Origin of the sequence: Lentilactobacillus otakiensis DSM 19908 = JCM 15040 (assembly GCF_001434145.1) — a bacterium.
GTDB lineage: Bacteria > Bacillota > Bacilli > Lactobacillales > Lactobacillaceae > Lentilactobacillus > Lentilactobacillus otakiensis.
In genome coordinates this window covers 1-25,245 of sequence record NZ_AZED01000002.1, presented here as the reverse complement: position 1 = coordinate 25,245, position 25,245 = coordinate 1, and the positions used below count along the sequence as shown (strand labels likewise).

The window sequence follows — 25,245 nt, the reverse complement described above, 5'->3', positions numbered from 1 at the left end:
CCCCTCCTAACAGCCGCCCATCACTGTATTGTTTATTTCATTGGCGACTTATTTCAATTACTTGCCAGTTGAACTAGTCTTTGCAGCAGGAGTTAAATCTGCCAACCCAGTAAATGGTGCATAAATGACCGATTGGGTATCCCACAATTCGACATCGAAGCGGTCAATTGCCCGAATCTTAGTCAAGTCATTTTCGAAAGAACCGGCGCCAATGTTGGTGGCCAACAAAGACATCTGCTGAAGGTCGAATAGACGAACAGCTTCCGTCAAAGCACCAATGTAAAGTGGGAAACTGCTTTCATCATTGGGCAGAAAGGCATCGGCAATAACTGTAATTGTCTTACCAGCCAACATTTTTTGTGATGGATTAAGCGGGTTAGGCTGAATGACGTATTGTCCGTTATTATCCTTGACTTTATCCAGAACAGCAAAGCCTGATTGGTTAGTAACAAATGCAGATTCATTCCAAATCAGTGGATCCAATTCCTTGTTGTAAATATCCTTAATGGCGTCAAAACTATTAACTGTGGTTTTTTGTGCGCTTGGTAACTTAGCCAACGCTTTTAAAATTTCACTGTTTCGAGTAATAACATCTTTCTTAGCAATCCAGTTTTCCAAATATGCTAAGAGGTTGGCATCACTATCATTCATCAAAGTATTTGTAATGCTAGAAATACCAGCATAGCGATGAATTTTATAAGTTAATGGCTTAAAGGCTGCCGGATCATCGTTATTACCAATTTGCGCTGTTTCATCATCCAAATTAGCAAATGGAGTTACCGACTGACGTGGTTCAATAACTCGTGAACCAGATGGTGCGCTAACTCCTTCCACAGTTACTAATGGCTCCAACGACGTAAAAGTTTGCTTTAAAGTATTGATGGTTGTTTGGACATCGTCTGGAATCGTCAAACCAACACCGTTTCCATTGACATCAAGTCCACTAGACATCAAATTCAAAAACTTTGGATCACCCTTTAAGGCTCCCTTGACAATATTAATAAACTTAGGCTTGTCTTTTGGCGTAACATCTTTTTGACCACCTGCAGCTGGTTTATCAGGCTTTACTAATTTAGCAGTTGCCAGGGCATCATCATATGCACCTTTAGCAAAATCTCGGGTCTTCTTTGCTTTATCAATTGAATCAGCAATTTTAGTTAGATTCTCATCTGAATATTTTTCAGGAGAATCGTTCAGTTCAACTGCCATTTGATTACGCTTTTCTTGAAGGTCCGTTACTTTTTGACCAGCTTCAAGCCAAGCATCGTGCAGCTTATTTAAATCCATAATTTAATTTCCTTCTTTCTTAAATAAAATAGCCAACTTATGTGATCGCAATTGGTCACTAGTTTGGCTATTAGTTTCTTTAGGCTTTTCTTTTACTTTGGTTAGCAATGATTTAATTTTACTAATTGCCTGATTACTCAACATAACCGGCGAGAGCATATTAGTAACTTTGGCTGGTTGATCATCAAACATCATTTCGTCTGCAAATCCCTGTTCAACGGCATCTTTGGCGTTGATATATGTTTCTTGTTTCATCATTTGCATAACTGCTTGTGGTTCCAGTCCTGTTCGTTGCACATAAACATTTGCAATTGATTGATCAGTCGAGTTCAAGCCTTGTAAATCGCTGGATAAATCATCTGCATTCCCTTGAGATACAGTGGAAGCCCGATGAATCATTAATTGAGCCGTTGGCGAAATTTTAATCGTATCACCAGCCATTGCAATGACACTGGCCGCACTCGCTGCTAGTCCGACAATATCAACTTCCACATTACCGGTATAATTCTTAAGTGCGGTATATATCTCAGAACCCGCAAACACATCGCCACCAGGTGAATTAATTTCGGCAACAATATTTTGACCATTTGCAGTGCTTAACGCATCTTTAACTGCGGAAGGAGTAACTGTTGAATAGCCAAAGAATTCATATACTTCAGCATCATCATCACTAGATACAACACCTTTAATTGGTACTGTTGTCATTATCATCACCTCCTTCCACTGCTGAAACTTTTAGATTAGGAAAAACGCCCGTTTGTTTCAGAATTGTTTGTGCTTGTTGTGGCGTTAATGCTGGTGACTGACCAGTACTTAATTTAGTAATATTACTAATTAATTGCTGATGATCAACATCAATAGCCGAATTAATATCCATTTTTATATCAATTCCCAATTTCAACGACAACTCCGATTCAATTGGCCGAATATATAGGCTCAAACTATTTTGATACAAAGAACGAATCATCTCAATTGATGATTGTTCGTCACCTTGACCATTTAAATAACTATCTGGAACACAAAAAGCCTTGGCAATCTGGGTCTGACTAAACGTGGCATTATTTAATAATTTAGCTATATCCGGATTAATCTGTAAGGAATCAAGCTGAGCAGATTGATCCAAAACAATTGGTCGACCAGCATTCGAACCAGAATTCTGATTCTCAAACGATTTTCTAATATTTTCTTTAGCTTCCGGTTCCAATTTGGCCGCCGGAACCGTAATCGTATAACTAGGCGCAATTGCATTCTTTAAACTGCTCAGTGACAATTGATTACTATAGTTCTGGATGTTAATTTCTTTAGCTAAACTGTTTAGCGGACTGCTACCCACTAGTTCAGTGGCAACTTGCCCAGAAACAAACAAGCGAAAATGTAAAATATCGGCAGCTAAATATGTCACCTGCCCTCGGTCATCACCGTAATTAACTGTGTAATAAAGAACATTTTGTTGATTATCTAAAGTAATGCTGACCTGGTAAAACGGGATTAAGGTCAACCCTGCTGGACTTCCATTGCCATTTCGCTGAATTAGAACAAAGGCGTTGCCAGTTAACATCATTTGAGCACTAACTGCTTGCCAAAAATTATAAGCACTCAATAATGTGCTGGGCTGATTTAGCATGTTGCTATATTGGTCTGTTTTAAATTCACAGCTGGCCACATCACCTGCAATTCGATTAATCACCGCATAAATATCACTATTTTGCAGTGCTCCGTCTGCATCCACAGTGTTAGTGGATAACAATGTACCATTTAACATAAATGGTGAATACCCGGTGGTACTAATTGTTTGTGTTTGTTTTGACATAAAATTTTTAAAGGGGTTCAGCATTCAACGCCTCCTTTCACGAAATGACATAGGCTAAAACGATTAAAGCAATCCCGGCCACTACCCAACCTACAATAAAATTAATAAGGCTTGCGGCAACCACAAATGCAATTAACCCAAATAAAAATAATATAAAAGACAGGTTAGTGATTAAACCTGTCCATAGTTGTTTCAGATTCAACTAATCTGCCTCCCTAATAATTTATTCACTACATATATCACCCAACAAGTGTTGAAAATATTAAAAGCTAAAATGATCACTGGTAAAGAATTCGTTGACCTCCTCATTACTCATTCCATTAAATGGATTCTTTTTATCTTCTTTAAGGCCATGATTAGGATTTTCAAAATAAAAAAGGGCTTGAGACATGGCATCGATAGTGGCATCGGCACAATCAATTTTCGAAGTCAACGCCGTTCGATCAATTTTAATACCATATGGATTAGCCACTGTTACAGCGTTAGCCAAGCAGGTCTGCAAAATCGGATCAGCCAGCATCTCAATATTTCCCGCAATAAACTGATTTCTCAAAAATACTGTGGGCGAGCTCAAACTAACCGTCCCTTGCTTTAAAGTAATAAAAGGCACTTCTGGCATATTATTATCCAACCAATCAGTAATCGCACTAGCCTGATAAGGATCATAAATGAAGGCCTTGACTTTCAAATGATGATCGTTAACAAAATCCAGGAACCAGCGCCCAACAAAATCTTCATCAATTAAGCCATAAGAATTTTGCGAAATATCACAAAAGCCTAACTTTTCTGCGTTTGAGTAATTAATTCCATCTTGTTTTTCTTTCACAATAATGGAATTATCTGCTCGGGCTAACGGAACAAATGAATGCTGCAAGATGAAATATTTCTTTTGTTCGCCATTCAAATGTGGGAAAACAAAACTATAAGCCGTATCATCTGAAGCATGTGATAAATCAAAACCCACATAGCAATCTTGATTATCAATTTCGAAATCAGAAACAACTGACTTTTGTATATCCTCTAATTTCAAATATTTATCTTTAGCAGTCTGCAACCACATATTGAGGTTACGGTTAATGAAATCATTTAATGTGCCGTCTTCTAGCTTAGAATCACGTTCACTAATTAACCCTTTCAGTAGGGTATCATGCTTAGCCGGTAAATCTAGTAATGGATTACTTTTCACCCATGTTTCGGGGTTCTCAACTTCATCTTGATCATCCTGCTGCCAAATTAATGCCAACGTTGAATCTTCCGTTCGGTTAGAATCTTTTTCCATCACCTTAGTGAGTCGTCTAACATCACTATACATCGGGACTTTAGGGTTACTGTATGCCGTACTGATAAAAAATGTTTGCCGGTTACTAGTTTGAACTTGTCCAGAAGTTACTTTAGAAATCACATCTGAATTAAAGTTTTCATCCCCGTATTCATCCACAGTGGCAAAAAGGAAATGAAAGGCATCTAATTGTGCACTACCAGCTGTCATTCGTAATATCTGGTTTTGAGTTTTCGTGGATTTCAAAACATCATCATTAATCGCAATATTCTGATCCTTGATTAATTTACGAAATCCAGGCATTTCTTGTAAGCTGTTAAAAGTCTGTTTAATGTAACGCCAAGACTTCTTAGACTGCTTATCAACTGGTGCCAAGTAACACAAATCAGCGTTAAACTGGTCACTAGCCTCGACCAAGTAAGCGTAAAGTATCAAGATATTCAATAAATATGACTTACCATTAGTCCGAGCCACTGAAACCATACATCGCTCAAATCGCTTTTGCTTGTCTTCCTTTGTTCGCCATCCCTGAGAAAGGCACAAGATTGCTTGTTGCCAAATCATCAGTGGTATTGGCTTGTTTTGAGAAACATCAGGGCACATGCGTGCGAAGTTACAGATATTTCGGCATTTATCCAAATCATAGTAATACGGAAAATTACCTTCCGTGGATCGCTTTAAATCATTCAAATGTCTAAACGCTGCTAGTTTAATTGTTTTGCAGGCTAACTGTTGACCAGTTAATACCCGGTAGCAATAAACAGTGGCCGGATCACGGTATTTGCTTTTGATTTCATCAAAGTAGCCTTTCCCATCAAGCTGCTGAAATATTTTATCCAAGTTAGTATTTCTTTGAGTAAAATCAAATTCCTGTACCACTAAAACTCACTTCCCCCATTTAACATCTCTTTAATATTGGGTTCCTCATCGTTGTCATCTGAGAGTTGCAGTAATGAGGCTCGTGCAGATGGTGTTAAGCCTAATTCGTGTGCTAAGCTGTTTAATTTTGCCGTAGCAGAATCAATAATTTGTGATGCCGGATTACGTTTCCAGCCTGCGTTGTCTTCATATGTTTCTCCAGTTCGTTGATTGACCACAGTCTTAGAAACCTTGGTGACAACACCATCTGTTTTAATTGAGTCATAGCCTTTCCGCAATAATTGATAGTTAATACAAAACGCTTCAATTGTTCCCTTGTCGGCCTGTTTAACATATCCTGATGCTTGCAAAATTGGTACAAGTTTCGTCCACATTGCTCGCGCATAACTTGACAGATATTTTGGACAACTCTTTTGAATCAAATCCATTCCAGAAGTTTCCGTTATTAGTTTTTGAGTTCTAACTCGCTGATCCTTGCGAGCATGCTTGTCTGTAGTTAGTTTCATTTGTTTTGGCATTTTTTAGTTCACCTCCAAGCAATAAAAAAGAGCCCCCAATAGGGACTCTTTCAATCTGATTCATTTAGACTAATGAATCACAAAAAAATCATTAAACACACTGTTCGAACGTATACACCCTACAATCGTGAAAAAACGTCTAATTATATTAACTTTTAGGAGGAAAATATATATAGTCATTATAGTAGGGTTATTCATATAAGCAATTTGTGAAATTGCGTGCACCCAGTTATAGTAAGCCCATAAAAAAGTTTTGAATTTACAACTTTTAACGTGCGCTACTCCTGGGCGTGCGCTCCCCTAGGCTTTCACCACCCCGGGGGTGTTTAAACATTCACCTAAATTGAATATTTTTTGTAAGGTTCAAACAGTAAGCTTTAAACAATTTTTTCTTTATATCTATATCACCTAAAGGAGGTTGAAAAAATTGTTTTTAATAAGTAAAACTCATCAGAAATATTTATTCCGATTACCTACATGATACCACCTGAAAAACACTTTGTCGTTTCACAAAGACATCTTTTTTTAATTTTGTTGATGAAGATCCCCACCATCCAAGAAACGGTACCCACCCCTGAAATTATTACCATCCAAGCTGGCAGGAGTTTCCTACATCAGGGATGTTTATTTCGTGCGTTCAGATAATACTTTAATCCACCAACGTTTGCTGCAGTGTTTGAGTTGGTTTTGATTGAGTGATTGTTCAATCTTGGTTTTCGTATTATGCGTAGTCGGTGACAAGCACCATAAGTTATCCACGTCTAACCATTTATCAACTGGTAAGACACGTCTAGGCACAATGTGGTCAACAATAATCTTATCGTTTGAGACTGGCAAGCCAGTGACTGCATCTAAATAATAATCTCGTGCAGCAACAAATTGCCGAATCTTTTTCCATTCCTTTGAGTGATAAAACTGATTCGCTGTTTGATCACGATAGTACATATTGTACTCTCGGTTTCGTGCAGAACTGACTGCATGGTTGGGCTTCTGGTGCTGTGTAACGTGCTCACTGCAATACCTTTGCCCCATTGGTATCAATGCTTGACAGCCAACCTCATGACAGATATGTAGCTTCATATAAGCTCACCTGTCCTTCTTTCGGTACGAACTGTTTACTTAATTCCTGCTGTAAATCAATGATTGAATCAATTAATTTGTATTCATCCAGTTTCAATTGATGATCATTAATTAAACCAAACGATTTCCAAACAATGCCTTGGTATTTCATTCCATATACTTTAGTTGCGTAATCGAATATATCATTGAACAAGTCGCTATTGCTGATAAATAAGGTGTGAACTTCGCTGTTTAATGTCATTGGATCAGCGTATTTATTAAGGCAATATTCAAAATCACCTAATACCTTTAGCTTATCTAACGTATCCTGATGATCGAAACCACTTAACTGCTCCGTAAACATTTGTGCATTTGATTTAACGTAAGCTATACGATCATACAATGCATGTTCAAACTTTTTATCAGTCATTGAAAAAATATCCATTGTAGCTATTTTTCCATATTTAAGCAGGCTTTTTACAAACAGTTTGGTTTTATCCGTCGGGAATAATGAAATAACCTTATTCACCAATGAATTCTCAACCGACACTGAACTTTTACAATTTATAGGCGCCAATTGTCCAAGTTCATCAGATTTATCAAAATTCTCTACCAATAACGTCTTGTGACCATAATAATCTTCAACCACATCTTTAGCAGCGTAGGTAATTGCCCATTGCTTATTCTTAAAATCTGGATTGCTATGATCGCTGAATGCCTTAATCAAGGTATTAGCATTGTTAGAATTCCAAAAATGAATTCGTCTTAATACTTGCTCAATTAATAGACTAAAAGCATCGTCTTTTGAACAATGAATTGAATAATGAATCCGGTTAATGCCATTTTCAAAGTTTCGGCTCTTAGCAATCGCTTTTACTAAGTTTTCATTTCCCATTTTTTCACCGCCTTTAAACTTGGTTTACTTACAGCTAGACATTGACGATAAGGAGAAACTAATTATTAACGGATTTCTTTGCGTTTATTTCAGAAATTGTCCATCCACAGATGGTTTGATGATGCTGAACAGATTTTTCAACCATCCAGGTTTTGATTGGCAAACCGGTTTCTGCTTTCAAAACTGCTTGAATACTGCGAAATTCTTTCAGTTTATGAACTTTCCCTTGCTTTGTTATCACATACGTCATATAAAATTCCTCTAATCAAATAATATTACATATACTTATTGTGCACATTTAACAGCTAATTGGCAAGCTTTCATAAAATTTCATTCCTCCAACAAAAACTAATCGACAATTGGACGGTCACTCATTTGTATGCTTCCAATTTAATTGTGACCAACTCATCTCTGTAAAGTGTTAAATTGGCCGTCACTGGCACCGCGTAAATAATCTTTCCATGCCTTGCAGCACGTAATTGTGATGCTCAATCTGTTCGTGTGTCATGCTGTGCCTCCGCTCAATAGTTCTGGAATTTTTTCAAATGGGACAATAGTTTGGATAACCGTATTCGCAAATTCAAATATCGAACCATCACTAGTACGGTAGATTCTTTCCACTTTTTCTAAATTGATCAAAACTAAGCCACCATCAATATCCGTAACTCTAATCCACTTAATTTCGCTGCTATAATTAAACATTGTCTGCCTCCATTTTGACTTTAACTGCGTCCTTCCAATTTTTAACGGTCTCGTCGAGGCCTTTTTTGGTTAGGTTAAACTCGCCATTTTCAGCAACCAACGTAAAATAATCTTCTTGGATGTAAACTGGGTATTCCTCGCCTACCTTAAAAACACGACGCTCAGCTACAAAAGTATACTTCGGAACGAAATAACAATAGATCTTCATTTGTCTACCTCCACCAATTCCGGATTTTCGTGTATATTTCCGATGACTTCGATGGTCTCAAATTCACCATTAAAGATTGACGATAGTGCATTTGCATCATACTCCCTGGCATGATTTTTAAGGTCAAATGCTGGATAGTCATCCTTATCACCCCAAATGACAGCGTCTACGTAATCTACGTCTTCATAAGCATCAGACACACAAACGATGTCGCCCTCGTAAATATCTACATCATTTTCATCTTTCAGTCCAGTGGACTGCTCAACAATATACTCATCTGGTGACATCTCAGCAAGTGCTAAAATATGGCTTGCTCTTCCATGTACCATTTCTTGCATTGGCCCTTTAGGCCCAAACGGCATATGCCAAGCTCTGAACTTAATTTCTCTGCTCATTACCGTCACTCCTCCACACTTTGAATGCTTGAATTATTTAATAAATCCTTCAGAAATTCAGCTTCATCCCGTGTAAATTGTTGTGTGATTTTGCCTCGACAAACGCGCGGGTTACGAACTCCACAGATGAAATACCCACCACGATCATCTACTCGTCGAGATACGTATTGTTGCCCATCACTACCAACCATGCCATTCATTTTCAAGCGATACATAGGTACAGACAATTTCACCGTTTCATGATTTAAAATCGCATCTATAACACTGGCTAAATCATCACGGTTAGAAATAGTTTCATCATCGGCATATTTATCAATGAATTTGGCGAATTTAGCTATTCGCTTCCAATCAGAAATACTTTCTGCCATTGCATTTTGGTACATTTTAAACAGTTCCTTATCAAGTATCTTTACTGTCATTTTATTTACCTCCAATAATCTTTAATGCGTCATCTACAGAACGGCAAACACCATATAACACTGGATATTGCTTAATAAATTTTGCAAACCGCTTCTGATCGTCACGTAACTTGCCTCGTTCGTTTTTAACTTCAATCAAAATCATTTTTCCACTATGATGTTCAAAACCGGTAATGTCCGGCCAACCTCTCGGAAATAACATAATTCGTCTGCCATCATCAGTTTTAATCTTTCCAGCATTACTGCGACAAACAGTACAATCATGTCGCGATAATGCTAAAAGAATTTCTGTTTGAATTTCATGTTCTGATTTAATCTTTATACGCCTCCAAATAATTATGACGGATGGGAGGATAAATGGGAGGATGATTCAGTCGCTGTATCCATTGCGGCTGTATGAACAAAGCCTGTTTTTGGGTGTATGGGAGGATCTTTTCACCAAACCTTTATATATATCTTTTTTTACTCTTTTATCTTATATACTTTTATTAATTTATCCTCCCATAGTATAAAAAGAGTATATAAATGTAGTTGTATCAAGGGTTTGAGCTTGAAAATGATCCTCCCATTATCCTCCCAAAAGAGCTTTTATCCTCCCATTTTTATTTAATCCAGCCCAGTCTTGGATCGCCTTTAATTTTCAATCCAATATAAAATATGGATCCACTTTTCTTGGTTTCAAATTTCTGTTTCATTTCACGACTAAACTTCTGTTTACTCATAGAATATTCAGAATTGTCTTTTGCCCAGGATTGATATTTTTTAAAAAGTTCTCCTGCAGGTGATCGGTAATTATCACCCACTTCACAGCAATCATCCACGAATAGACTAATAACATCCATTTCATCACGATATTGCCGACTGGCACGAGTAACGCTTATTGGTGGATTCAAGCCTTCACGTTGCCATAATAAAGAACCTTCAACGATCCAATTAAGGATTCCCACGGATTCACGTTTCAATTTATCTTTTAAGTTTTTATCAACCTGTTCATCAGGAATTTTTACTGAAAATGGAATTAACATCAATCGTCGCCAAATTCCGTCATCAGTACCACGAATGATTGGTTTATGGTTAGTGGCTAACCACAGCTTAAACTGTGGTTTAAACTCAAATTCCTTACCATATAAGTACCGTGCGGTTACTTTATCGCCACCGGTTAATTGTTTAACTAATCCCTCGTCCAATCTCACACCCTCATTAGGTTCGCTTGAGGTAACTAATCGGGCACTTTCCAACCGGGCAATATCTGAGTTGGCTCCCGATTTGTTTTGTCGTACCATAATTGAATCGGCCTGCATTGATTTGGCATAAGTTCCCAGAATATCAGAAATCGTATCGATGAAAATTGATTTACCATTACGACCATTGCCATACAGAATGAACATCACTTGTTCCTTAATACTTCCTGTGGCAGAGTATCCAACCGCTTTTTGAATGTAATGGATTAATTCCTGATCACCCGCAAAAATTTGATTTAGAAACTCATCCCATTCTGGACAATCAATTTTGTCGGTGTATTCCACACTTGTCTGATGACTGAACATTTTCTTAATATCGTGGTCTTTTAAGATACCCGAAGTTAAATCAATATAACCATTAACCGTGTTCAATAAAGTTTTGTCTTGATCAAACTGCCCATGCAATACTGGAACCCGATGTTGCACTTCACTTATCATGGCTTGCTTGGCAGCATGACTACGCGACTTCTTCAAAAACTTTTCCCAAGCTACTTTGGCCTTTTCAGGATCTACGCCGGCAGCAACATGCAACTTCTCATTCTTCATATTATCCACAGTCATATCAACAAGTTGAGCTGCTTTTCCCTGATCGTCCATTTCCCAATAACTGTCATTATAGAAATACCAGGACTTATCAACATAGGAATATTTAACTAAATTTCCAAAAACATCAATAAATCGATCAGCATTCCCAGTGTCATCCCAACTTCTAGGTGGTAATTTCTTTTTAGGCTTAGATTGTAGGAATTTAAGATTATATTTGTGCAAGGGATGTTGCTGTGGATTAAAGGTTTCCCGAGTTTCATTAATGGATTTGTTAAGAAGTGAAACTCCATAAGTGGTTTTACCATGTTTTTCATCATATTTCGGTCGCATAAGGCTAGACTTTCGAAATATTTCATCCATTTTATTGAAATCACGGCCCGTCCAAAAAGCTAAATCATTCGAAAAGGCTAGATCAGCTTCTGAATGGGAAGTATAGAAGCCCTCCCAACCACCGTGCATAAACATCTTGAAACGTTTACCAGTCCGCGAAAGTTCCGCGCGTTTAATAATTTCATCAACACTTAAATCATTAGGTCGAATCGGTGCTTGATTGGGAAGCTTTATCACATTGCTTTCACCAAAGTAGTGTTTATAAATAAGTTTCATCACTTCGGAATTAGGTGTATTTATCCGATCACTGTATGGACCGACTGTTCGACCTGTCAAGGCAAAGAAACGACCAGATTCATACATCTCAACGTTGCCTTTGCGCCGACGATCACCAGGAATTTTGCCTTTAAAAATAGCATGAATCCCGGTACCGGATAAACTAATCTCCACATAGGATTTAGTCATCGTCAACACATCTTGAACTTCATTTTGTTGATAATCCTGTGCGGCGTATCTTTCCAGCTCGTCTCCAATATGATCAATATCCAACCCAACATAACCATTAGCAAAGTAAAACGCGAGACCGTCCATTTTATACGTTTGGAGTGCTTCTAATGCTGTTTGATAATCAGTCCAGGTACTTGGGTCATTCGTGCGTCCAGCTCCACCATCGAGCGCATTGTGGGGTATTTTGGTGTACTTATTTCGCTCAGGTTGCCAGATTTTTTGAAACAGGCCCCATTGTTTTAAGGCCCGTAATTCATTTGGAATGTTTTCATATGCCACTGTTTACCCTCCTAGAATGGTAAATCATCGACTGAGATATCAATTGAATCTCCAGAATTGGCAAATGGATCATCGGCCGGTGCTGATGCTGGTTGATTACCAGCAAATGGGTTTTTACCGTCCTTTTGGTCTTTCCATACATGCTGCACTTGTGGATAATCACTCTTGCTAAAATTCCAAGGGGCAATTTGATTGATTTCTTTCTTTTCACCGTTGTAATTATCAACAGTTTTTTTGACGTACACTTTTGCTGGTTTATTAGCGAGTTCTTGAGTTAAGTCCTGAATAGACTTAATATCGTGGCCTTCAGGAATTTGAACAGCCTCAAAAATGTTCTGAAAATTATCCCAATCGTACTGATGAGTATCTCTTCTTTTCCAATTGTCCATAAAAACATGGCGATTATGATACTTGGCATTGGTATTTTTTAGTTCATCAACCCCGTCAAGATCATTTCGAACGACTAAATCCAATTGTAGTGATTCTGCCCCGTTTTCAGTTGCTCTTTCCTGAGCTGACTTAATGATCATTTCGTAATTACCCTTTGGTAATGCTGAGAAGTCTAGATGTTTGTTGTTTGAATAGTCTGTTTTAATAAATGCCATTTTTAAAATTCCTCCATTAGTTAACCATTTTTAGTCGTTTAGCTTGTACATAGGCCCAACCAGCTTTATATCCACGGGCTTTAGCGATTTCTAGTAACTCTTTGTAACTTTGTGCATCTTCCGGCTTTTTTCTTGCCGTCTGGATTTTTGAATAATCAGTAGTCAGTTTAAATTCCCCAACTTTTTCAATACTGGCCGTTTCGTCAATTTCCATTCCGTCAGCGTCATATTTAATCTCATTACCACACTGTGGGCAAACACGGCATTGTGTCGGTACCACGGCAAAACAATTTGGACAAGTTTTGACCGGAATTGATTTTGTGCTATTTTGCCGTTTTTTCTTAGGTCGTCCTTCAAGACTCCATTGTCGTGGAGTGTCAGGCAAACCAAAGCGGGTGTAATTAGCCACATGATCAATAATTGTTGCCACTTTATTGGGCTTATATCGCATACAACGCATGGATTGCTGAATGTCCAATACTAATGATTCGGTTGGCCGTAGCATAATGACTACGGAGCAATCCGGAACATCAAAGCCCTCAGAGATTAAATCTACATTACATAGAACCTTAATGCTGCCACTTTTAAAGTCACGCATAATCTGATCACGTTTGGTTTTCGGTGTCTTAGCATCCGCATGAACGGCTTTAATTCCAGCGGCACAAAACGCAGCTGCAGTTGCTTGACTGTGTTCAATGTCATGGGCGTATACAATTGCCTGTTGACCAGGAACCTTTTCACGATATGTTTTGACCACATCCCCAAAAATTGTTTTCCCAATGGCATCATCGATCGAGTTATTGGTGTAATCACCAGTGCTTGATTTCTTTAGTTTACTGTCATCCACTAACTTAATAGAATAGTATTTGTATGGGGCAAGGTGATGATGTTGTATTAGCCAAGTAACATTTTGTCCTTCAACCATGGCCGAATAAATATCATCAAACCCCTTACCATTCATTCGCCATGGACTACCAGTGAATCCCAGTCTTGGTATATCCTTGTAATAGTCAAATATTTTCAAATAAGACTTTGCCCGACTATGCTGTGATTCATCACAAATGATTAAGTTCGGCTTAGGTAGTTTCCCCAGTCGGTTAACAATCTTGCCCACAGTCATAATTGTGCAGTGCATCAAATCAACGTCTTGTTTCTGAAAAGATTGGGTTATTTGGTTCACGAGTTCCTGTCTGTGGACGAAAAACATTACCTGCCCACCCTTAGCAACCGTTAACCTGGCAATTTCAGCAATAATAACCGACTTACCACTTCCTGGTGGTGAAACGATCAAAACACCTTGATTACCTTCAGCAAGTTTTTGACGAGCTTCATCTACCAATCGTTGTTGATAATCAAATAATTTAAATGGCAATACTATTCACCGCCAAACCTAAATAAGTCCTTAGCAGCACACATGGTTCGATTGTCCAAACGATTTTTGGCATAAATCGAGTCATTTCCTTGCAGCATAACGCCACGACCGTTAGTCTTCGGATTAATAATCAACCGACCAACCACATCACATAATCCCAGCATTCCATCCATCACACTTTGACGAATTTCGGGTGCATATTGATTAAATTGCTGACCATTTTCAGTGGTAATCTGGCGTTGCGTCTCCCAAGCTGTAGTTAATACATTAACTGGCAACGCGTAGATAGCAGTCATTACTCTCGAAAAATAATTAGTCCATTGTGAATAATCCTGCAATTCATTTGAGATGCCGTTATGACTACCCTTCCCCTTTTCCACAAACCAATCTTTTTCAAAGCTTGACACATTATCAATAACTAAATTGTCGTAACCAACAATCAATTCTGATGCCTGTTCAAGATACTGCTTCATGTCTTCTTCGGGGTGAGTTCGATCCATTTCATCGACTGTAACGTTGCTAATGCCAGCTAATACTTTAGCGGAGTTATCCAAATCAAAAATTCTAGTTTTACCAGGTAAATATTTAACACAAGTTGTTTTCCCAGTTCCGGGTTTAGCATATAGAATGACTCGCCAGTTCCGGGTTCGCTGTAAATCTTTAGCTTCAATCGTCTTCATGATTAAGCACCCACTCTTTGATAACGAATTTGGTTACTATCCATGAAAGCCCTCAACAGTTTCATTTGTGGAATTGTTGCCGTTATTTTTAAAGACACTGAATGGGAAACAACTTCGCCAGTATTGGTATCAATCGTTTTACCTTTCTGCTGAACTTGATGTGTTTGTGCTTCTGCTGCTTGTGCTTCCAGAGTCTGCTGTTTTTGTTTATTTAGTTTGACCTGATTATCAATTGCTTGAAGCAAATAATTAACATCTTGGCCTTGCTTCAACTGGTCGATCCAACCAGCTGGATCAATGTGATAAGCTTGAGCATATTTGGTAATAGTACTGATACCGGTTTTTAAATCATCGTGTTGCTTTTTAATGTAACCCATCACATCAGCAATTCCTTCGGTTACTTTCTTCTTGGTGGTGGTTTTATTTAACCAAGTAGGATCAATTTCAACCTCGCCTGGTTCCACATGGTAATTAGGTGCCATTTCAGCAATCAAAGCATTAACATGCTTCAAACGAAGCTGACGCTGCTGCTCTTCCAATTCTTTTAGCCCAGCGTCAATTGGGTTAATCGAACTATCCAGGGTCATTTCCAAGTCTTTAATTTGAGCTGCAAACCGTTGATATGGTTCAGCATATTTTTTTCTAATTTCCTTACGTTTATCATCAAGAGCTTGCTTCAATTTCCGAAGCTCTGCCCGGCTAGACTTTGATTCTTTTTCTGTGGAAGCTGTTACTGCCATTCCTTGATATTTATTGGCATATGCTTCTACAGCTGTTTTTAATTGATCAAAATTATTAATTGTAATCACAGGTAGCTGATAGTCAATCGTGTATTCTGGTAGGGATAATTCATTTGCCATTTATATTTACCTCCATCTTTTAATGTAAATAGTGTCGTTGATCAATTGAATTCTTCATTGACGCTATTTCTTTTCTTTTAGATTTTGTGATTCTACCGCAGATCAATCTAATTGGTTCGGGATAAATTGGGATTCGTTCTTTCCGCTTCTTCATAAAATCCTTGTCGGTCCCAGTTACGACGTAAGTCGGATACTTTATGCTGAGCTTTCGCATAACGTCGGCACGAGAGACACCAGTTTCTAATATTTGGGAATCCATTACACCAACTGCTTTCCAAAATTTAGTCATTATTCCACCTCGTGATGTAAAATATATTCAGATAGTCGTTGCTTTTCTTTATCTAGGACAAAGAAATATGCCAACAAGCTATGATCGTTTTCCACGGGTGTGCGTCCAATAATCATATTCAAACGTTTGATACGGTTCTGTATTGTTAATGTTTTCATTCTGATGATCCTCCAGGTGTTATAATATTAGTAGTTATAGTTGTTAGATGGTCCACCCATTTGCGGTAGTGGGCTATTTAGTGCATATAATTAAGGTGGTGAATTCTTATGGATTTTTACAATTGGTTAATGCGCTTTAAAGACGTTAGCTTACCAGTTGGTGATGTAGCAAGAGAAATAAGATCTGATAGATCGTTTCCTAAGGGAAATTTAGATTGGAAACATTTAAAAGAATATCTTAAGTCAATTGGTTTTTCAGATTCCAAATTAGAAATTGTTAAAAACGTCTTCAACTATTATTTAGCGGAGAAAAGTCGCTAATTAATAAAATCCAGTAATCATTTGGAAGCTTCATATTTTCTTGACCATATTTGCCTCGTATTTCAGTATTGGCATAAAGGCCACCATGGAACAGTTGGGCTTCCTTTCTTTTTCTTAATTCACCTATTAATTCAGATGTCGAATACTTTTGCAATTTATTCATCGATATGATTCCTTTCTATTTTTCAGTGACGCCCAGTTGGTATAAAGTATTCAATGACCAGGGCTGCTAAGAACACTAAAACTAGTACTTCCAATGATTCCATTAATCAAATCACTCCTTTTTAATATTTGTAGAATTTTGAATTCAACCCATTAAGGAGGCTAAGTCGTATGATTCATCAAATTGTTGCTATTCGATTACGAACTTATTCCAAGGGAAAGCAAGCATCACCAGAAAATATTGATTTAATAAAACAGGCCAGTGGGAAAATTGAACTTATTCAAGCCACAGCAGCCAATATTATTCGTGGTGATCACTACTTTTACATTCTCGGTAATGGTACCTATGAAATCACTTATGATTACGATCATGACAATGCTTTATATATTAAAACTAAGAATTCCTTAAGCCGTCACGATCGATTATTAGATTTGCCAAGAATTTAATGTTTTTACCAATTGAATTCACTCCAATGATCCTCCAGGAACTGCTGCATTTTGGTAGCTTTAAACAACCAGGGACTACCTTTACTGCCACGATGGACTAAATATCTATCATCCATTAAGGCTTGCATTTCCCGTGAATATTTTGGATTTTCCAAGAAATTTTCTTTTAACCATTGTGGTGATTTGTTCCCACACCATTTACGAAGATCGTTTAAATTCCAAGTCCGTCCAAATGTTGATTCCCGTTTTAACTTTTGGTAATCTTCCTTATTTATCAATTCAAAATTATCAGGAATTTGAATTGATACTTTAGCACTAATGACTTGAGACATTTTGTCACTTCCTTTAGTTGTATACTTGAGTTATTCCAATTAATCGAGGTGATAACTATTACTCCTGAATTAACAAAAGCCGAACGTAAACTATTAAAGGATCTTTTGAAAGAGTCAAAGAAGTTCCCTGATGGCTGTATTCCTATCAATCGTCAAGAAGAATCGGAACAAAAATATTACTTACACCATTTCTGGAAGGAGAAGCTAATCTGGGATGCTACCATGCCAGACACCCCTGAAAAGCAAAACGGAATGCCTACCTACAATGCCATTAAGCTCTCACCTGATGGCTTGCACTACTTTGAAAAATATCATGAATATAAACGTGAGCAGTTCTTAAGTGGAATCGTTTGGCCTATCATTGTTGCTACAATAACTTCTTTAATAGCAAACATGCCAAACTGGTTACCATGGCTGATAAAACTGCTGAAATGATTCTTGTGAACCGTGGATGCTTTTCAATGAAAAAAGCTAATCCATAGATTCGTATGATTTTTAAATCGCTGAATATTTTTTTCATAATCAACACCTCATTCAAGTAACAATTCGCCGTTTCCTCTTATTTGATTAGTCTCAATTTACTGCGTTACTATCATGAATGGCTGAACGCATAGTACTTATAATATCTTTAGAATTAATTTCAGCTTTACTGTTGACCCCTGTGTTACTTGCGATAACACGGAGGTCTTTTTCGATTGCCCACAAAACGTGGATTAATTGCTTTAATGTTTTAATCATTTTTCTCACTTCCTTTTGATAAGATCTGACGTGGATTAATTAATCGTCGTTTTTGTTGTCTTCAATTTCTACATTCTTCACTCCATAAGCGATAAACTTATTAACTACCGCTGTGATAGTTAATCCAGTTTCGTGCCTAATGTCCATTAGCTGGTTATACAAATCAGTGTTAATGCTAATCAATCGTGATACTCGTGGTTCTGGTGCTTTCTTTTCTAAAACTAAACGTGGCTTTGCCATTTTTTATTACTTCCTTCTATTATTTACTGACGTATAATTTAATTAATTCGAAAATTGTGACAAGCGATGAATTTGATGAAAAATACGCTGAATTTTTAAACAAGTTTGACGACATGTTTGATGATGAAGAGAACATTGAGCGGATACGTGAAGATGCCAAAAATGGCAATCCCAACGATGACTGGACGAACAAAATGTTTAAATTTATTCAGCAGTATGAGAATGAACGAACTAACAATTTGGTTCGTATAGCTCTGAAAGAATTTTTGATAAAAGATTAAATGCTCTTTTACGCGATTCTTTTGTCATTGGCACGATTTTTTCCTTATTGCACTCCTTGCTACCACAAATGGCTCGGGGTGTTTTTTCTGCGTCTTGGTTCACTTTATTCACCTCCTTTCATCATTCCCGCATTAGTTTCAATAGCTGTTAATATTCTAATAAAAAGACGATTGCTGTGATCGTCACAATACCGACCACGATCAATTGCCAAAAATTAATACAACACCATATAGTGAACAAGATTGCCGTTTCTATGGAATCTTCAATTTTTTCAAGACAATCTTTAAAATTTGACATTTTTATTAACTCCTTCTTCGGTGTTCGTGACGATTCCAAAAATCCGAGCTGAACCAGTATTAATTAATTTTTTGAGCTATGAAAAGATATTATAGTTTGTAAGCTAAATACGTTAATATCAGTGATCCGATTAGTGAAATAATTGAAATAACTAAAGCAATTATTTGTAACATTGGTTTCCTCCTTTCAACTATTCATTGACGATCACTTGGCTTCTTTCTAGGACATATGACCAAGTAAGTAACCAATTGTCATAAATAGAACTCCTATCGCCATATTTAAAATAGGCTGAATATTACTATCAAAGTACTGATGCAGTTTGCCTTTTTCCATTTAACTCATCTCTTCTCTACATGAGATTTACCTATTTTCAAATAATTGATATATAATTCAAGTAACATTGTTTTTGCCCATTTTTGCAGTAATGTAAATTTTGTATTGGGTGAATTCAAGGAAAGCCTAAACTGTCCTATCAGCAAGGTAACCCTGAGCCTAGCACAGCGCGCCTTAAAGAACTGTGAAGGTGCAACGCATAGATGGTGACTGACATCAATAATCCATCCACGAGCGCCCAACATCCTACTTAGGATGAAAAGATATGCTGAGCTAGTTAAAAATAACTAGAAATCAAAGATAAAAAACTTTGATGATAACATCTCTGGATTCATTCGGAATTCCTGAATCACTTAAGAAGGCAATGGATGGTACACAAGGACTTCGTAATTTAGCACCTAAGTCTAAGTTGGCTGATCTCTACAAGAACCAAGGTGATGCTATGAAAGATATTCAAAGTTATGAAAAGAATCTTCGTGGCGCATGGAAGAACCGAAAGGGTAAATAAACAATGCTAGTCATTCTTCGGAATGGCTTTTTCATTCCAATCCACATCTGTTATTTCGTCCATTTAACTCACCTCCTTTCTATGCTGGCTGTGTGGACGTATCTGGACTAAATAAAAGGTTGATCGTTACTTGGAAAGTCTCTTTCTAAACTCGTTCTCTTTTGGGAACGGTTATTGTAAAAAAAATTCCTAATTCATCATTAGAGAATCCGAGCACGCTCGCAATCTTTGCAAGTTCATCAGCTCCCAGACTAACTTTACCGGTTTCCCGCTTGGAATATGTTGCTCTGCTTTTCCAACCTAGCATTTTGGCCATGTCCTCTTGCGAATATCCTTTCGCAATTCTTTCAGCTTTGACTCTTCTTAAATCTACTGACATAATTTTTCATCTCCTTACGTTCTCATTTGGGAACACTTAAAGAATATCGTATTCGTTCCCAATTGTCAACATGATAATTAAAAAAATAGTCAAAAAGTTTTTTTAATATCTTGATTGTTTCCGATTGGGAACGGTGCTATAATGTGATGGTAAGCAAGGAGGGGCTCTATTGAAAACAAATGACGAAATAGTCGACACACTTATTGAATTAAAAAATGAGCAGAATTTAACACTTAGTGAACTGGCCAGACGTGTAAACATGGCCAAGTCAGCATTATCAAGGTATTTTAATAAAACTAGAGAATTTCCACTAAATAATGTGGATGCTTTTGCTAAAGCGTTACACACTACCCCAGAATATATTCTTGGATTCAAAGAGAATGAGATTGGTTCATTAACTGATAGTGACAGAAGAATTCTAAGGATTAATAAAAGGTTAAACTCTGATCGCCAAGAGAAAGTTTACAATTATGCCAGTGATCAATTAGACGAACAGAATAATGAAAAAATATCTTCAATGTTTGATCACAAGCCGATGATTGAAATTCCTGCTGGGCGTTCAACTGCTGCCGGGTCTCCTATTAACGGTGAGGATCAAGATACCCAATTAATCCACAAGCTTATTGCTGGTGAGAAGGTCCCCGCTGGTGCTGATGAATTAGTTACTGTGGATGGTGATTCAATGGAACCGCTCTTAAAAAAAGGTAGTCAAGTTTTTATCCACTACCAGCCAGAAGTTGAGGATGGTGAAATTGCGATCGTCCACATTCGTGATGTTGGTGTTACTTGTAAAAAGTTTTATGTAAATGAGGATAATACCGTTACCTTAAAATCAATTAACAAGGCATACGATGACATGGTGTTTGATTGTGATGAAGTTAATGTAATCGGTAAAGTGATTTTATGAGCTCCCAAACGTGGGGGCTTCATTTAAAGTTTTAAAAGAACATATGTTTCGACTAACCAGGTGGTTTGCTTAGGTTCGAGTCCTAAATAGTCAATTAACTAATTTTAAGGAGGATTTTAACATGGATACTGAAGAATTAAGAGATTACTTAAAAGAGAATAGCAATATCGAGAATTTGTTTACTAGCAAATGCCTGCAATATTTGACCGAAAAAAATAACCAACGTTCTCTGGATAAACGTTGGCCACAGGAAAGAATCGATCGTGAAGCAGCTAATATGTATTACAAATTTTTGGTAAATATCCACGATAAGATCAGCAGTAATTTTAAGGGACTTGCCAAACATGATCCGAATAAATGGCGACACTTTATTTCAGTTAATGAGACACTAGATCAGTTGGAAGAATCTGTTGTTGAGCTAGATTTTGAATAGAAAGGCTAATACACAAGCTTTGCAGCAAACAATAATTATACACAGTAAACTTTTTCAGATTCCGGCTAAGAGTGCTGTTCGCTTTTCGGGTTCATACAAAAAGAGCCCTAATCACAAAGTGATTAGAACTCGAATTTAGTTTCACCAACAACAGTTGACGAAGAGCCTAATAAAAAGGACCGTTTGTAAACGGCCCTTTTTATTATATCCTCACAAATCAACAACATCTAACGCATTAAGCAAATGGAGTCGTAGTATTTGATGGATTTGAAGTTGGGAACGTAACATTCGTGTTAGGCTTTGTTGAGTTAAATGTATAGACAGCTCGAGCAGGTGTTTGACCAAATGTTCCGGCAGCACCATTGCTAAAGTTGAATACAAACTGATCAAATGTTACAGCACTACCATCAGCTGAAACTACTGGGAAGACGCCTGACTTCAAAGTTTGTAATGAAGCATGCTTGTTAACGTAGTTTGCAACATCAGTAGATGTAAATCCTGCATCTTGATTACCAGAGAACAAGTCACTAATATTCAAGTTAGCTGGTGTAATAAAGGTAGAATCCGCAGCTTTAGTAACGGCCGCATTATAAGCTTTAGCAAAATCGGCAGCACTTAATTTTGAAGCGGTTTGTTTTGCCTTGTAGTCAGTTAAGAATTGAGTGGTGTTAAATGATGAGTCAGAATTTACATAATCACTCAACTTGAATGGTTGACCACCAACCGTTATGTCACCAGCAAATGCCTGACGGTTATTTGCAGTTGAACTAGGTGTTGAACTAAGTGGGCTTAAAGGTGTAAGTGTTAAAATACCTGAAGCACTAGCATCTTGTGAATATGCTTTGAGTTGTTGATAAACCGTTGCACCTTTTGTCAAGGTTACGTTAGTAGTATCACCAAGTTTAGCCTGTGCTAATACAGAAGCATTAGCAGCAACTGAAGCATCAAATGAATATCCAGTTCCACTTAATGCATTATCAATAGCATTCTTAAGTGGTGTCTTATCAGCAGCGTTTAATTGCCATTGATATGATGTAATATTACCCTTGGTGTCTTTAACAGCTGACAATGATCCAAGAGTGTCACCTTTCTTGGTAGTACCTAGTTTAGTGTAGTCAACTGATTTGATAGTCTTACCAGAAGCATCAACGAAGTTGACACGAACAGCATTGTCAGCAACAGGTGTAGTAGTAGGTGTAGTAGCTTGAGCAGTTAAGGCGCTGTACTTAATCCAGCCATTGATCTTTTGACCGTTGGTAGCATTAGTGTCAGCAATCTTTACCCAAAGGTCGCCTTCACGGGTACGGGTCGTTTGGTCCGTAACTTTGAAGGTATCGTTAGCGTAAGGAGTAGCATCAGTAACGGTACGGCCCTTCTTGTATTCAGTCCATGCAGGATATGAATAAGTAGTCGCAGTACCATCGTTAGCAGTACCAGCCTTAGTAATCTTGTAAGTAGCATTCTTTTGAGCGTCAGTCAATGCAGTGGTTTGGCCCTGAGTATTGATTGAAGCTGAAGATGCTGAAGATGAAGTGTTTGCAGCTGCTGCAGGGGCAGTAGTAGTGCTGAATGAAGCAATACCACCAGCAAATGCAGTAACTGACTTGCCGCCGTAGATCCAGCCACGGTAAGTCTTATCAAATGAAACAACCTTGTAGTAAACTGAGCCACGGTTAGTAGTAGCTACACGATAAGCACGGAAGTTCTTTTGACCTTGCTTAGAGTTCTTAAGACTAGCTAATGTAGTCTTAGTTGCAACGGTCTTAGCACCCTTCAAAGTACCAGCCTTTGTATAAAGAGCGTTAGTACCGTTAACAGCAACGTTACGAGTAGTAGCATCAGTTGTCAAAGCTTTGTTTGATGTAACTTTGGCATATGATTTTGCACTAGCATTTGTGCTAGATACACCGGCAACAGCTACAAATGATAATGCAGCTACACCAGCAAAAAGAGTCTTTTTCAATGACTTTTTCATGTGTAATTTCCTCCCAAAAAAAATTGTTTTTTCAAGCTACCTAGGCATGCAAAAACATGCCTCAACTAACTTGCTGTAAATAGTATAACATAATCACGGTTGAATGCAAAAGAAAACAGGAGTTGTAAAGGCTTTAACATTTTTTTGTAATCTATATGCCATGATAATTAATAAATGATCGCTCTATTAAGTAGATTCCCCACTATGTGTTAGTATATTACCCAAAGGAGAATAATAATGCCATCAATACGTAAGCATGGTCATGGATACCAAGTAAGATACTACTATTATGATGCCAATGGTCAGGAACACGAGAAAACAAAGAGCGGCTTTAGAACTAAATCAGCTGCAAAACTATTTGCGAGTCAATTAGAAATCGATATCCACAATGGTTTGGATCTCGTTCCTAAAGATCCTAAGTTTGCTGACTATTTTGACTATTTTTATCACACGTACAAAGAACCCAAAATTGAGAATCAGACTAAGAATCGCTATAAAATAACTAGTCGAGTATTACATAATTATTTCGGTGATGTTACTTTAAAAAGCATTGACCGTCCACAATATCAAGCATTTATTAATTTCTATGGTCATTCTCATGCAAAAGATACTGTTTATAAAGTTAATTCACTAATTAGAGCAACCGTTCAAAATGCCATTCTTGACGATCTGATTCATAAAGATTTCACCCAGCGAGTCAGTCTTATTTATGATAAGTCACGTGATAAGCATGTGGAATACCTCAACGTGGCTGAGATTAAGCGTCTCATCGCTTATTTGGAGAATCACTTAAACTATCACTTTACCTCCACTTTTATGATCCTGACGGCCGTTTTAACTGGTGCTCGCTTGGGAGAAATTCAAGCATTAACTTGGAATGACGTTAATTTTAATTTTAAAACGATTAGCATTACTAAAGCTTGGAATTCATCCGAAGGCGGTGGATTCAAAGATACCAAGACGGCTGGTTCAAATCGAATCATTGCAGTTAATGACGAATTGCTGAAATCATTAAAGATCTTGAAGGAGCACAATAATGGAGAACTAATTTTTGTTAATCAATATAAATCCATTCCATCATCCTCTGCCGTTAATAAAAAGTTGCGTTCTATACTAAAAGACTTAGGGATTCAAAAACAGGGCTTCCACTTTCATTCTTTACGACACTCACATGTAGCTTACCTACTATCTCGAGGAATTGACATTTACATCATTTCTAAGCGTTTAGGCCATGCTGACGTATCCACAACAACAAAGATTTATTCCTATTTAATGGATGAATATAAAGCAAAAAACGATCAACAGATTCGTGAAGAGTTAGATAACCTTTCCTCTCATGATGAAACTATACCAATCAAGCGGAACCTTTAATAAGGTTCCGCTTTTATTTTGTTATTTTACTCTGTATCAGGTTAAACTTCTTCTGCCCGTTTGACCGTTATTTGACCGTTATTATTTATATTTTAATACTTTCTAGTACGTTTTTATAAATTAAAAAAATTAGGAATGCCTATTTAACAGCATTCCTAATTTTAATATTTCTTCTAATTTGTATAATTATGCCGACTGCAGG

General features: G+C 37.4%; 35 protein-coding genes. 8 read left to right on the top strand and 27 right to left on the bottom strand.

Features of this window, described 5'->3' with window-relative positions:
* Positions 1 to 57: 57 nt before the first annotated feature.
* The 21 genes from FD05_RS00315 to FD05_RS11725 all read right to left on the bottom strand — a co-directional run bounded on the left by FD05_RS00315 (position 58) and on the right by FD05_RS11725 (position 16,318).
* The gene (locus tag FD05_RS00315; protein ID WP_020282080.1) at positions 58 to 1,287 is read right to left on the bottom strand and encodes a phage major capsid protein; all 1,230 of its coding nucleotides are present in this window, start codon (positions 1,285 to 1,287) and stop codon (positions 58 to 60) included.
* 3 nt (positions 1,288 to 1,290) lie between these two features.
* A complete protein-coding gene (locus FD05_RS00310) occupies positions 1,291 to 1,992 on the bottom strand; it encodes a head maturation protease, ClpP-related (protein WP_020282081.1) in 702 nt (233 codons plus the stop codon).
* Positions 1,973 to 3,121 carry a phage portal protein gene (locus FD05_RS00305; protein ID WP_039933380.1) on the bottom strand — a complete coding sequence of 383 codons (1,149 nt, stop codon included), beginning with the start codon at positions 3,119 to 3,121 and terminating at the stop codon, positions 1,973 to 1,975. The genes FD05_RS00310 and FD05_RS00305 overlap by 20 nt, the downstream gene beginning before the upstream one ends.
* 13 nt (positions 3,122 to 3,134) lie before the next feature.
* The gene (locus FD05_RS11730) at positions 3,135 to 3,299 is read right to left on the bottom strand and encodes a hypothetical protein (protein ID WP_008214368.1); all 165 of its coding nucleotides are present in this window, start codon (positions 3,297 to 3,299) and stop codon (positions 3,135 to 3,137) included.
* 60 nt (positions 3,300 to 3,359) lie between these two features.
* Positions 3,360 to 5,255, bottom strand: a complete 1,896-nt coding sequence (locus FD05_RS00300; protein WP_008214365.1) for a terminase large subunit — start codon at positions 5,253 to 5,255, stop codon at positions 3,360 to 3,362.
* Entirely contained in the window at positions 5,255 to 5,773 is a 519-nt protein-coding gene (locus FD05_RS00295) for a phage terminase small subunit P27 family (RefSeq protein ID WP_003636406.1), read from the bottom strand. The genes FD05_RS00300 and FD05_RS00295 overlap by 1 nt, the downstream gene beginning before the upstream one ends.
* A 624-nt stretch (positions 5,774 to 6,397) precedes the next feature.
* The gene (locus FD05_RS00290; protein ID WP_039933384.1) at positions 6,398 to 6,853 is read right to left on the bottom strand and encodes an HNH endonuclease; all 456 of its coding nucleotides are present in this window, start codon (positions 6,851 to 6,853) and stop codon (positions 6,398 to 6,400) included.
* On the bottom strand, positions 6,831 to 7,727 hold the full coding sequence (locus FD05_RS00285; RefSeq protein ID WP_020282085.1) for a hypothetical protein: 897 nt from the start codon (positions 7,725 to 7,727) through the stop codon (positions 6,831 to 6,833). The genes FD05_RS00290 and FD05_RS00285 overlap by 23 nt, the downstream gene beginning before the upstream one ends.
* Before the next feature lie 58 nt (positions 7,728 to 7,785).
* A complete protein-coding gene (locus tag FD05_RS00280) occupies positions 7,786 to 7,977 on the bottom strand; it encodes a hypothetical protein (RefSeq protein ID WP_013728318.1) in 192 nt (63 codons plus the stop codon).
* A 254-nt stretch (positions 7,978 to 8,231) separates the two neighbouring features.
* Positions 8,232 to 8,429 (bottom strand): hypothetical protein, encoded by a 198-nt coding sequence (locus FD05_RS00275; RefSeq protein WP_020282086.1) that lies wholly within the window; start codon positions 8,427 to 8,429, stop codon positions 8,232 to 8,234.
* On the bottom strand, positions 8,422 to 8,637 hold the full coding sequence (locus FD05_RS00270) for a hypothetical protein (protein ID WP_020282087.1): 216 nt from the start codon (positions 8,635 to 8,637) through the stop codon (positions 8,422 to 8,424). Before FD05_RS00270 ends, FD05_RS00275 begins: the two co-directional genes overlap by 8 nt.
* Complete coding sequence (locus FD05_RS00265; protein WP_039933386.1) at positions 8,634 to 9,032, bottom strand: YopX family protein; 399 nt, start codon at positions 9,030 to 9,032, stop codon at positions 8,634 to 8,636. The genes FD05_RS00270 and FD05_RS00265 overlap by 4 nt, the downstream gene beginning before the upstream one ends.
* A 5-nt stretch (positions 9,033 to 9,037) precedes the next feature.
* Positions 9,038 to 9,451: a hypothetical protein gene (locus FD05_RS00260; protein ID WP_039933388.1), complete on the bottom strand. Its 414-nt coding sequence runs from the start codon at positions 9,449 to 9,451 to the stop codon at positions 9,038 to 9,040.
* A 1-nt stretch (position 9,452) separates the two neighbouring features.
* Positions 9,453 to 9,767, bottom strand: coding sequence for a VRR-NUC domain-containing protein (locus tag FD05_RS00255; RefSeq protein ID WP_039933389.1), 315 nt, complete (start codon positions 9,765 to 9,767; stop codon positions 9,453 to 9,455).
* Between the two features lie 286 nt (positions 9,768 to 10,053).
* Entirely contained in the window at positions 10,054 to 12,354 is a 2,301-nt protein-coding gene (locus tag FD05_RS00250; protein ID WP_020282091.1) for a phage/plasmid primase, P4 family, read from the bottom strand.
* A gap of 11 nt (positions 12,355 to 12,365) precedes the next feature.
* A complete protein-coding gene (locus FD05_RS00245) occupies positions 12,366 to 12,959 on the bottom strand; it encodes a DUF669 domain-containing protein (protein WP_020282092.1) in 594 nt (197 codons plus the stop codon).
* A gap of 16 nt (positions 12,960 to 12,975) precedes the next feature.
* Positions 12,976 to 14,331, bottom strand: a complete 1,356-nt coding sequence (locus tag FD05_RS00240) for a DEAD/DEAH box helicase (protein WP_020282093.1) — start codon at positions 14,329 to 14,331, stop codon at positions 12,976 to 12,978.
* Positions 14,332 to 14,333: 2 nt separating this feature from the next.
* Positions 14,334 to 15,011, bottom strand: coding sequence for an AAA family ATPase (locus FD05_RS00235; RefSeq protein ID WP_020282094.1), 678 nt, complete (start codon positions 15,009 to 15,011; stop codon positions 14,334 to 14,336).
* A 2-nt stretch (positions 15,012 to 15,013) separates the two neighbouring features.
* Positions 15,014 to 15,871, bottom strand: coding sequence for a DUF1351 domain-containing protein (locus FD05_RS00230; RefSeq protein WP_020282095.1), 858 nt, complete (start codon positions 15,869 to 15,871; stop codon positions 15,014 to 15,016).
* Positions 15,872 to 15,890: 19 nt separating this feature from the next.
* Positions 15,891 to 16,160, bottom strand: a complete 270-nt coding sequence (locus FD05_RS00225; RefSeq protein WP_039933391.1) for a hypothetical protein — start codon at positions 16,158 to 16,160, stop codon at positions 15,891 to 15,893.
* Complete coding sequence (locus FD05_RS11725) at positions 16,160 to 16,318, bottom strand: hypothetical protein (RefSeq protein ID WP_008213905.1); 159 nt, start codon at positions 16,316 to 16,318, stop codon at positions 16,160 to 16,162. Before FD05_RS11725 ends, FD05_RS00225 begins: the two co-directional genes overlap by 1 nt.
* A 108-nt stretch (positions 16,319 to 16,426) precedes the next feature.
* On the opposite strand from FD05_RS11725, the gene FD05_RS00220 reads away from it, so the two are divergent.
* Entirely contained in the window at positions 16,427 to 16,639 is a 213-nt protein-coding gene (locus tag FD05_RS00220) for a YozE family protein (RefSeq protein ID WP_008213902.1), read from the top strand.
* Here FD05_RS00220 and FD05_RS11420 read toward each other — a convergent pair.
* A complete protein-coding gene (locus FD05_RS11420; RefSeq protein ID WP_013728331.1) occupies positions 16,608 to 16,802 on the bottom strand; it encodes a hypothetical protein in 195 nt (64 codons plus the stop codon). The genes FD05_RS00220 and FD05_RS11420 overlap by 32 nt on opposite strands.
* 170 nt (positions 16,803 to 16,972) lie before the next feature.
* Here FD05_RS11420 and FD05_RS00215 point away from each other — a divergent pair, with 170 nt between their 5' ends.
* Positions 16,973 to 17,248, top strand: coding sequence for a hypothetical protein (locus FD05_RS00215; RefSeq protein ID WP_014940218.1), 276 nt, complete (start codon positions 16,973 to 16,975; stop codon positions 17,246 to 17,248).
* A 5-nt stretch (positions 17,249 to 17,253) separates the two neighbouring features.
* Here FD05_RS00215 and FD05_RS00210 read toward each other — a convergent pair whose 3' ends face one another.
* Positions 17,254 to 17,580 carry a DUF771 domain-containing protein gene (locus tag FD05_RS00210; RefSeq protein WP_008213898.1) on the bottom strand — a complete coding sequence of 109 codons (327 nt, stop codon included), beginning with the start codon at positions 17,578 to 17,580 and terminating at the stop codon, positions 17,254 to 17,256.
* Between the two features lie 105 nt (positions 17,581 to 17,685).
* On the opposite strand from FD05_RS00210, the gene FD05_RS00205 reads away from it, so the two are divergent.
* A complete protein-coding gene (locus FD05_RS00205; protein ID WP_136846364.1) occupies positions 17,686 to 18,015 on the top strand; it encodes a hypothetical protein in 330 nt (109 codons plus the stop codon).
* Positions 18,016 to 18,153: 138 nt separating this feature from the next.
* Here FD05_RS00205 and FD05_RS11720 read toward each other — a convergent pair whose 3' ends face one another.
* Together FD05_RS11720 and FD05_RS00200 are read right to left on the bottom strand one after the other, a co-directional pair.
* Positions 18,154 to 18,318, bottom strand: a complete 165-nt coding sequence (locus FD05_RS11720) for a hypothetical protein (RefSeq protein ID WP_020282097.1) — start codon at positions 18,316 to 18,318, stop codon at positions 18,154 to 18,156.
* Between the two features lie 39 nt (positions 18,319 to 18,357).
* Entirely contained in the window at positions 18,358 to 18,558 is a 201-nt protein-coding gene (locus FD05_RS00200) for a hypothetical protein (RefSeq protein WP_020282098.1), read from the bottom strand.
* Here FD05_RS00200 and FD05_RS00195 point away from each other — a divergent pair.
* Together FD05_RS00195 and FD05_RS00190 are read left to right on the top strand one after the other, a co-directional pair.
* A complete protein-coding gene (locus FD05_RS00195) occupies positions 18,552 to 18,839 on the top strand; it encodes a hypothetical protein (protein ID WP_235714319.1) in 288 nt (95 codons plus the stop codon). The two genes, FD05_RS00200 and FD05_RS00195, sit on opposite strands and share 7 nt — an antisense overlap.
* Before the next feature lie 944 nt (positions 18,840 to 19,783).
* Positions 19,784 to 19,978, top strand: coding sequence for a hypothetical protein (locus FD05_RS00190; RefSeq protein ID WP_008857071.1), 195 nt, complete (start codon positions 19,784 to 19,786; stop codon positions 19,976 to 19,978).
* 145 nt (positions 19,979 to 20,123) lie between these two features.
* Here the strand turns inward: FD05_RS00190 and FD05_RS00185 are convergent, their stop codons facing one another.
* Positions 20,124 to 20,357, bottom strand: coding sequence for a helix-turn-helix domain-containing protein (locus FD05_RS00185; protein WP_039933399.1), 234 nt, complete (start codon positions 20,355 to 20,357; stop codon positions 20,124 to 20,126).
* A 169-nt stretch (positions 20,358 to 20,526) separates the two neighbouring features.
* Between FD05_RS00185 and FD05_RS00180 the strand changes: the two genes are divergently transcribed.
* Together FD05_RS00180 and FD05_RS00175 are read left to right on the top strand one after the other, a co-directional pair.
* On the top strand, positions 20,527 to 21,264 hold the full coding sequence (locus tag FD05_RS00180) for a LexA family transcriptional regulator (protein ID WP_039933401.1): 738 nt from the start codon (positions 20,527 to 20,529) through the stop codon (positions 21,262 to 21,264).
* Between the two features lie 121 nt (positions 21,265 to 21,385).
* Positions 21,386 to 21,697, top strand: a complete 312-nt coding sequence (locus FD05_RS00175) for a hypothetical protein (protein ID WP_020282103.1) — start codon at positions 21,386 to 21,388, stop codon at positions 21,695 to 21,697.
* 235 nt (positions 21,698 to 21,932) lie between these two features.
* On the opposite strand, the gene FD05_RS00170 is transcribed toward FD05_RS00175, so the two are convergent.
* Complete coding sequence (locus FD05_RS00170; RefSeq protein ID WP_020282104.1) at positions 21,933 to 23,672, bottom strand: hypothetical protein; 1,740 nt, start codon at positions 23,670 to 23,672, stop codon at positions 21,933 to 21,935.
* Positions 23,673 to 23,909: 237 nt separating this feature from the next.
* Here FD05_RS00170 and FD05_RS00165 point away from each other — a divergent pair, with 237 nt between their 5' ends.
* Complete coding sequence (locus FD05_RS00165) at positions 23,910 to 25,043, top strand: site-specific integrase (protein WP_020282105.1); 1,134 nt, start codon at positions 23,910 to 23,912, stop codon at positions 25,041 to 25,043.
* The last annotated feature ends 202 nt before the right edge of the window (positions 25,044 to 25,245 follow it).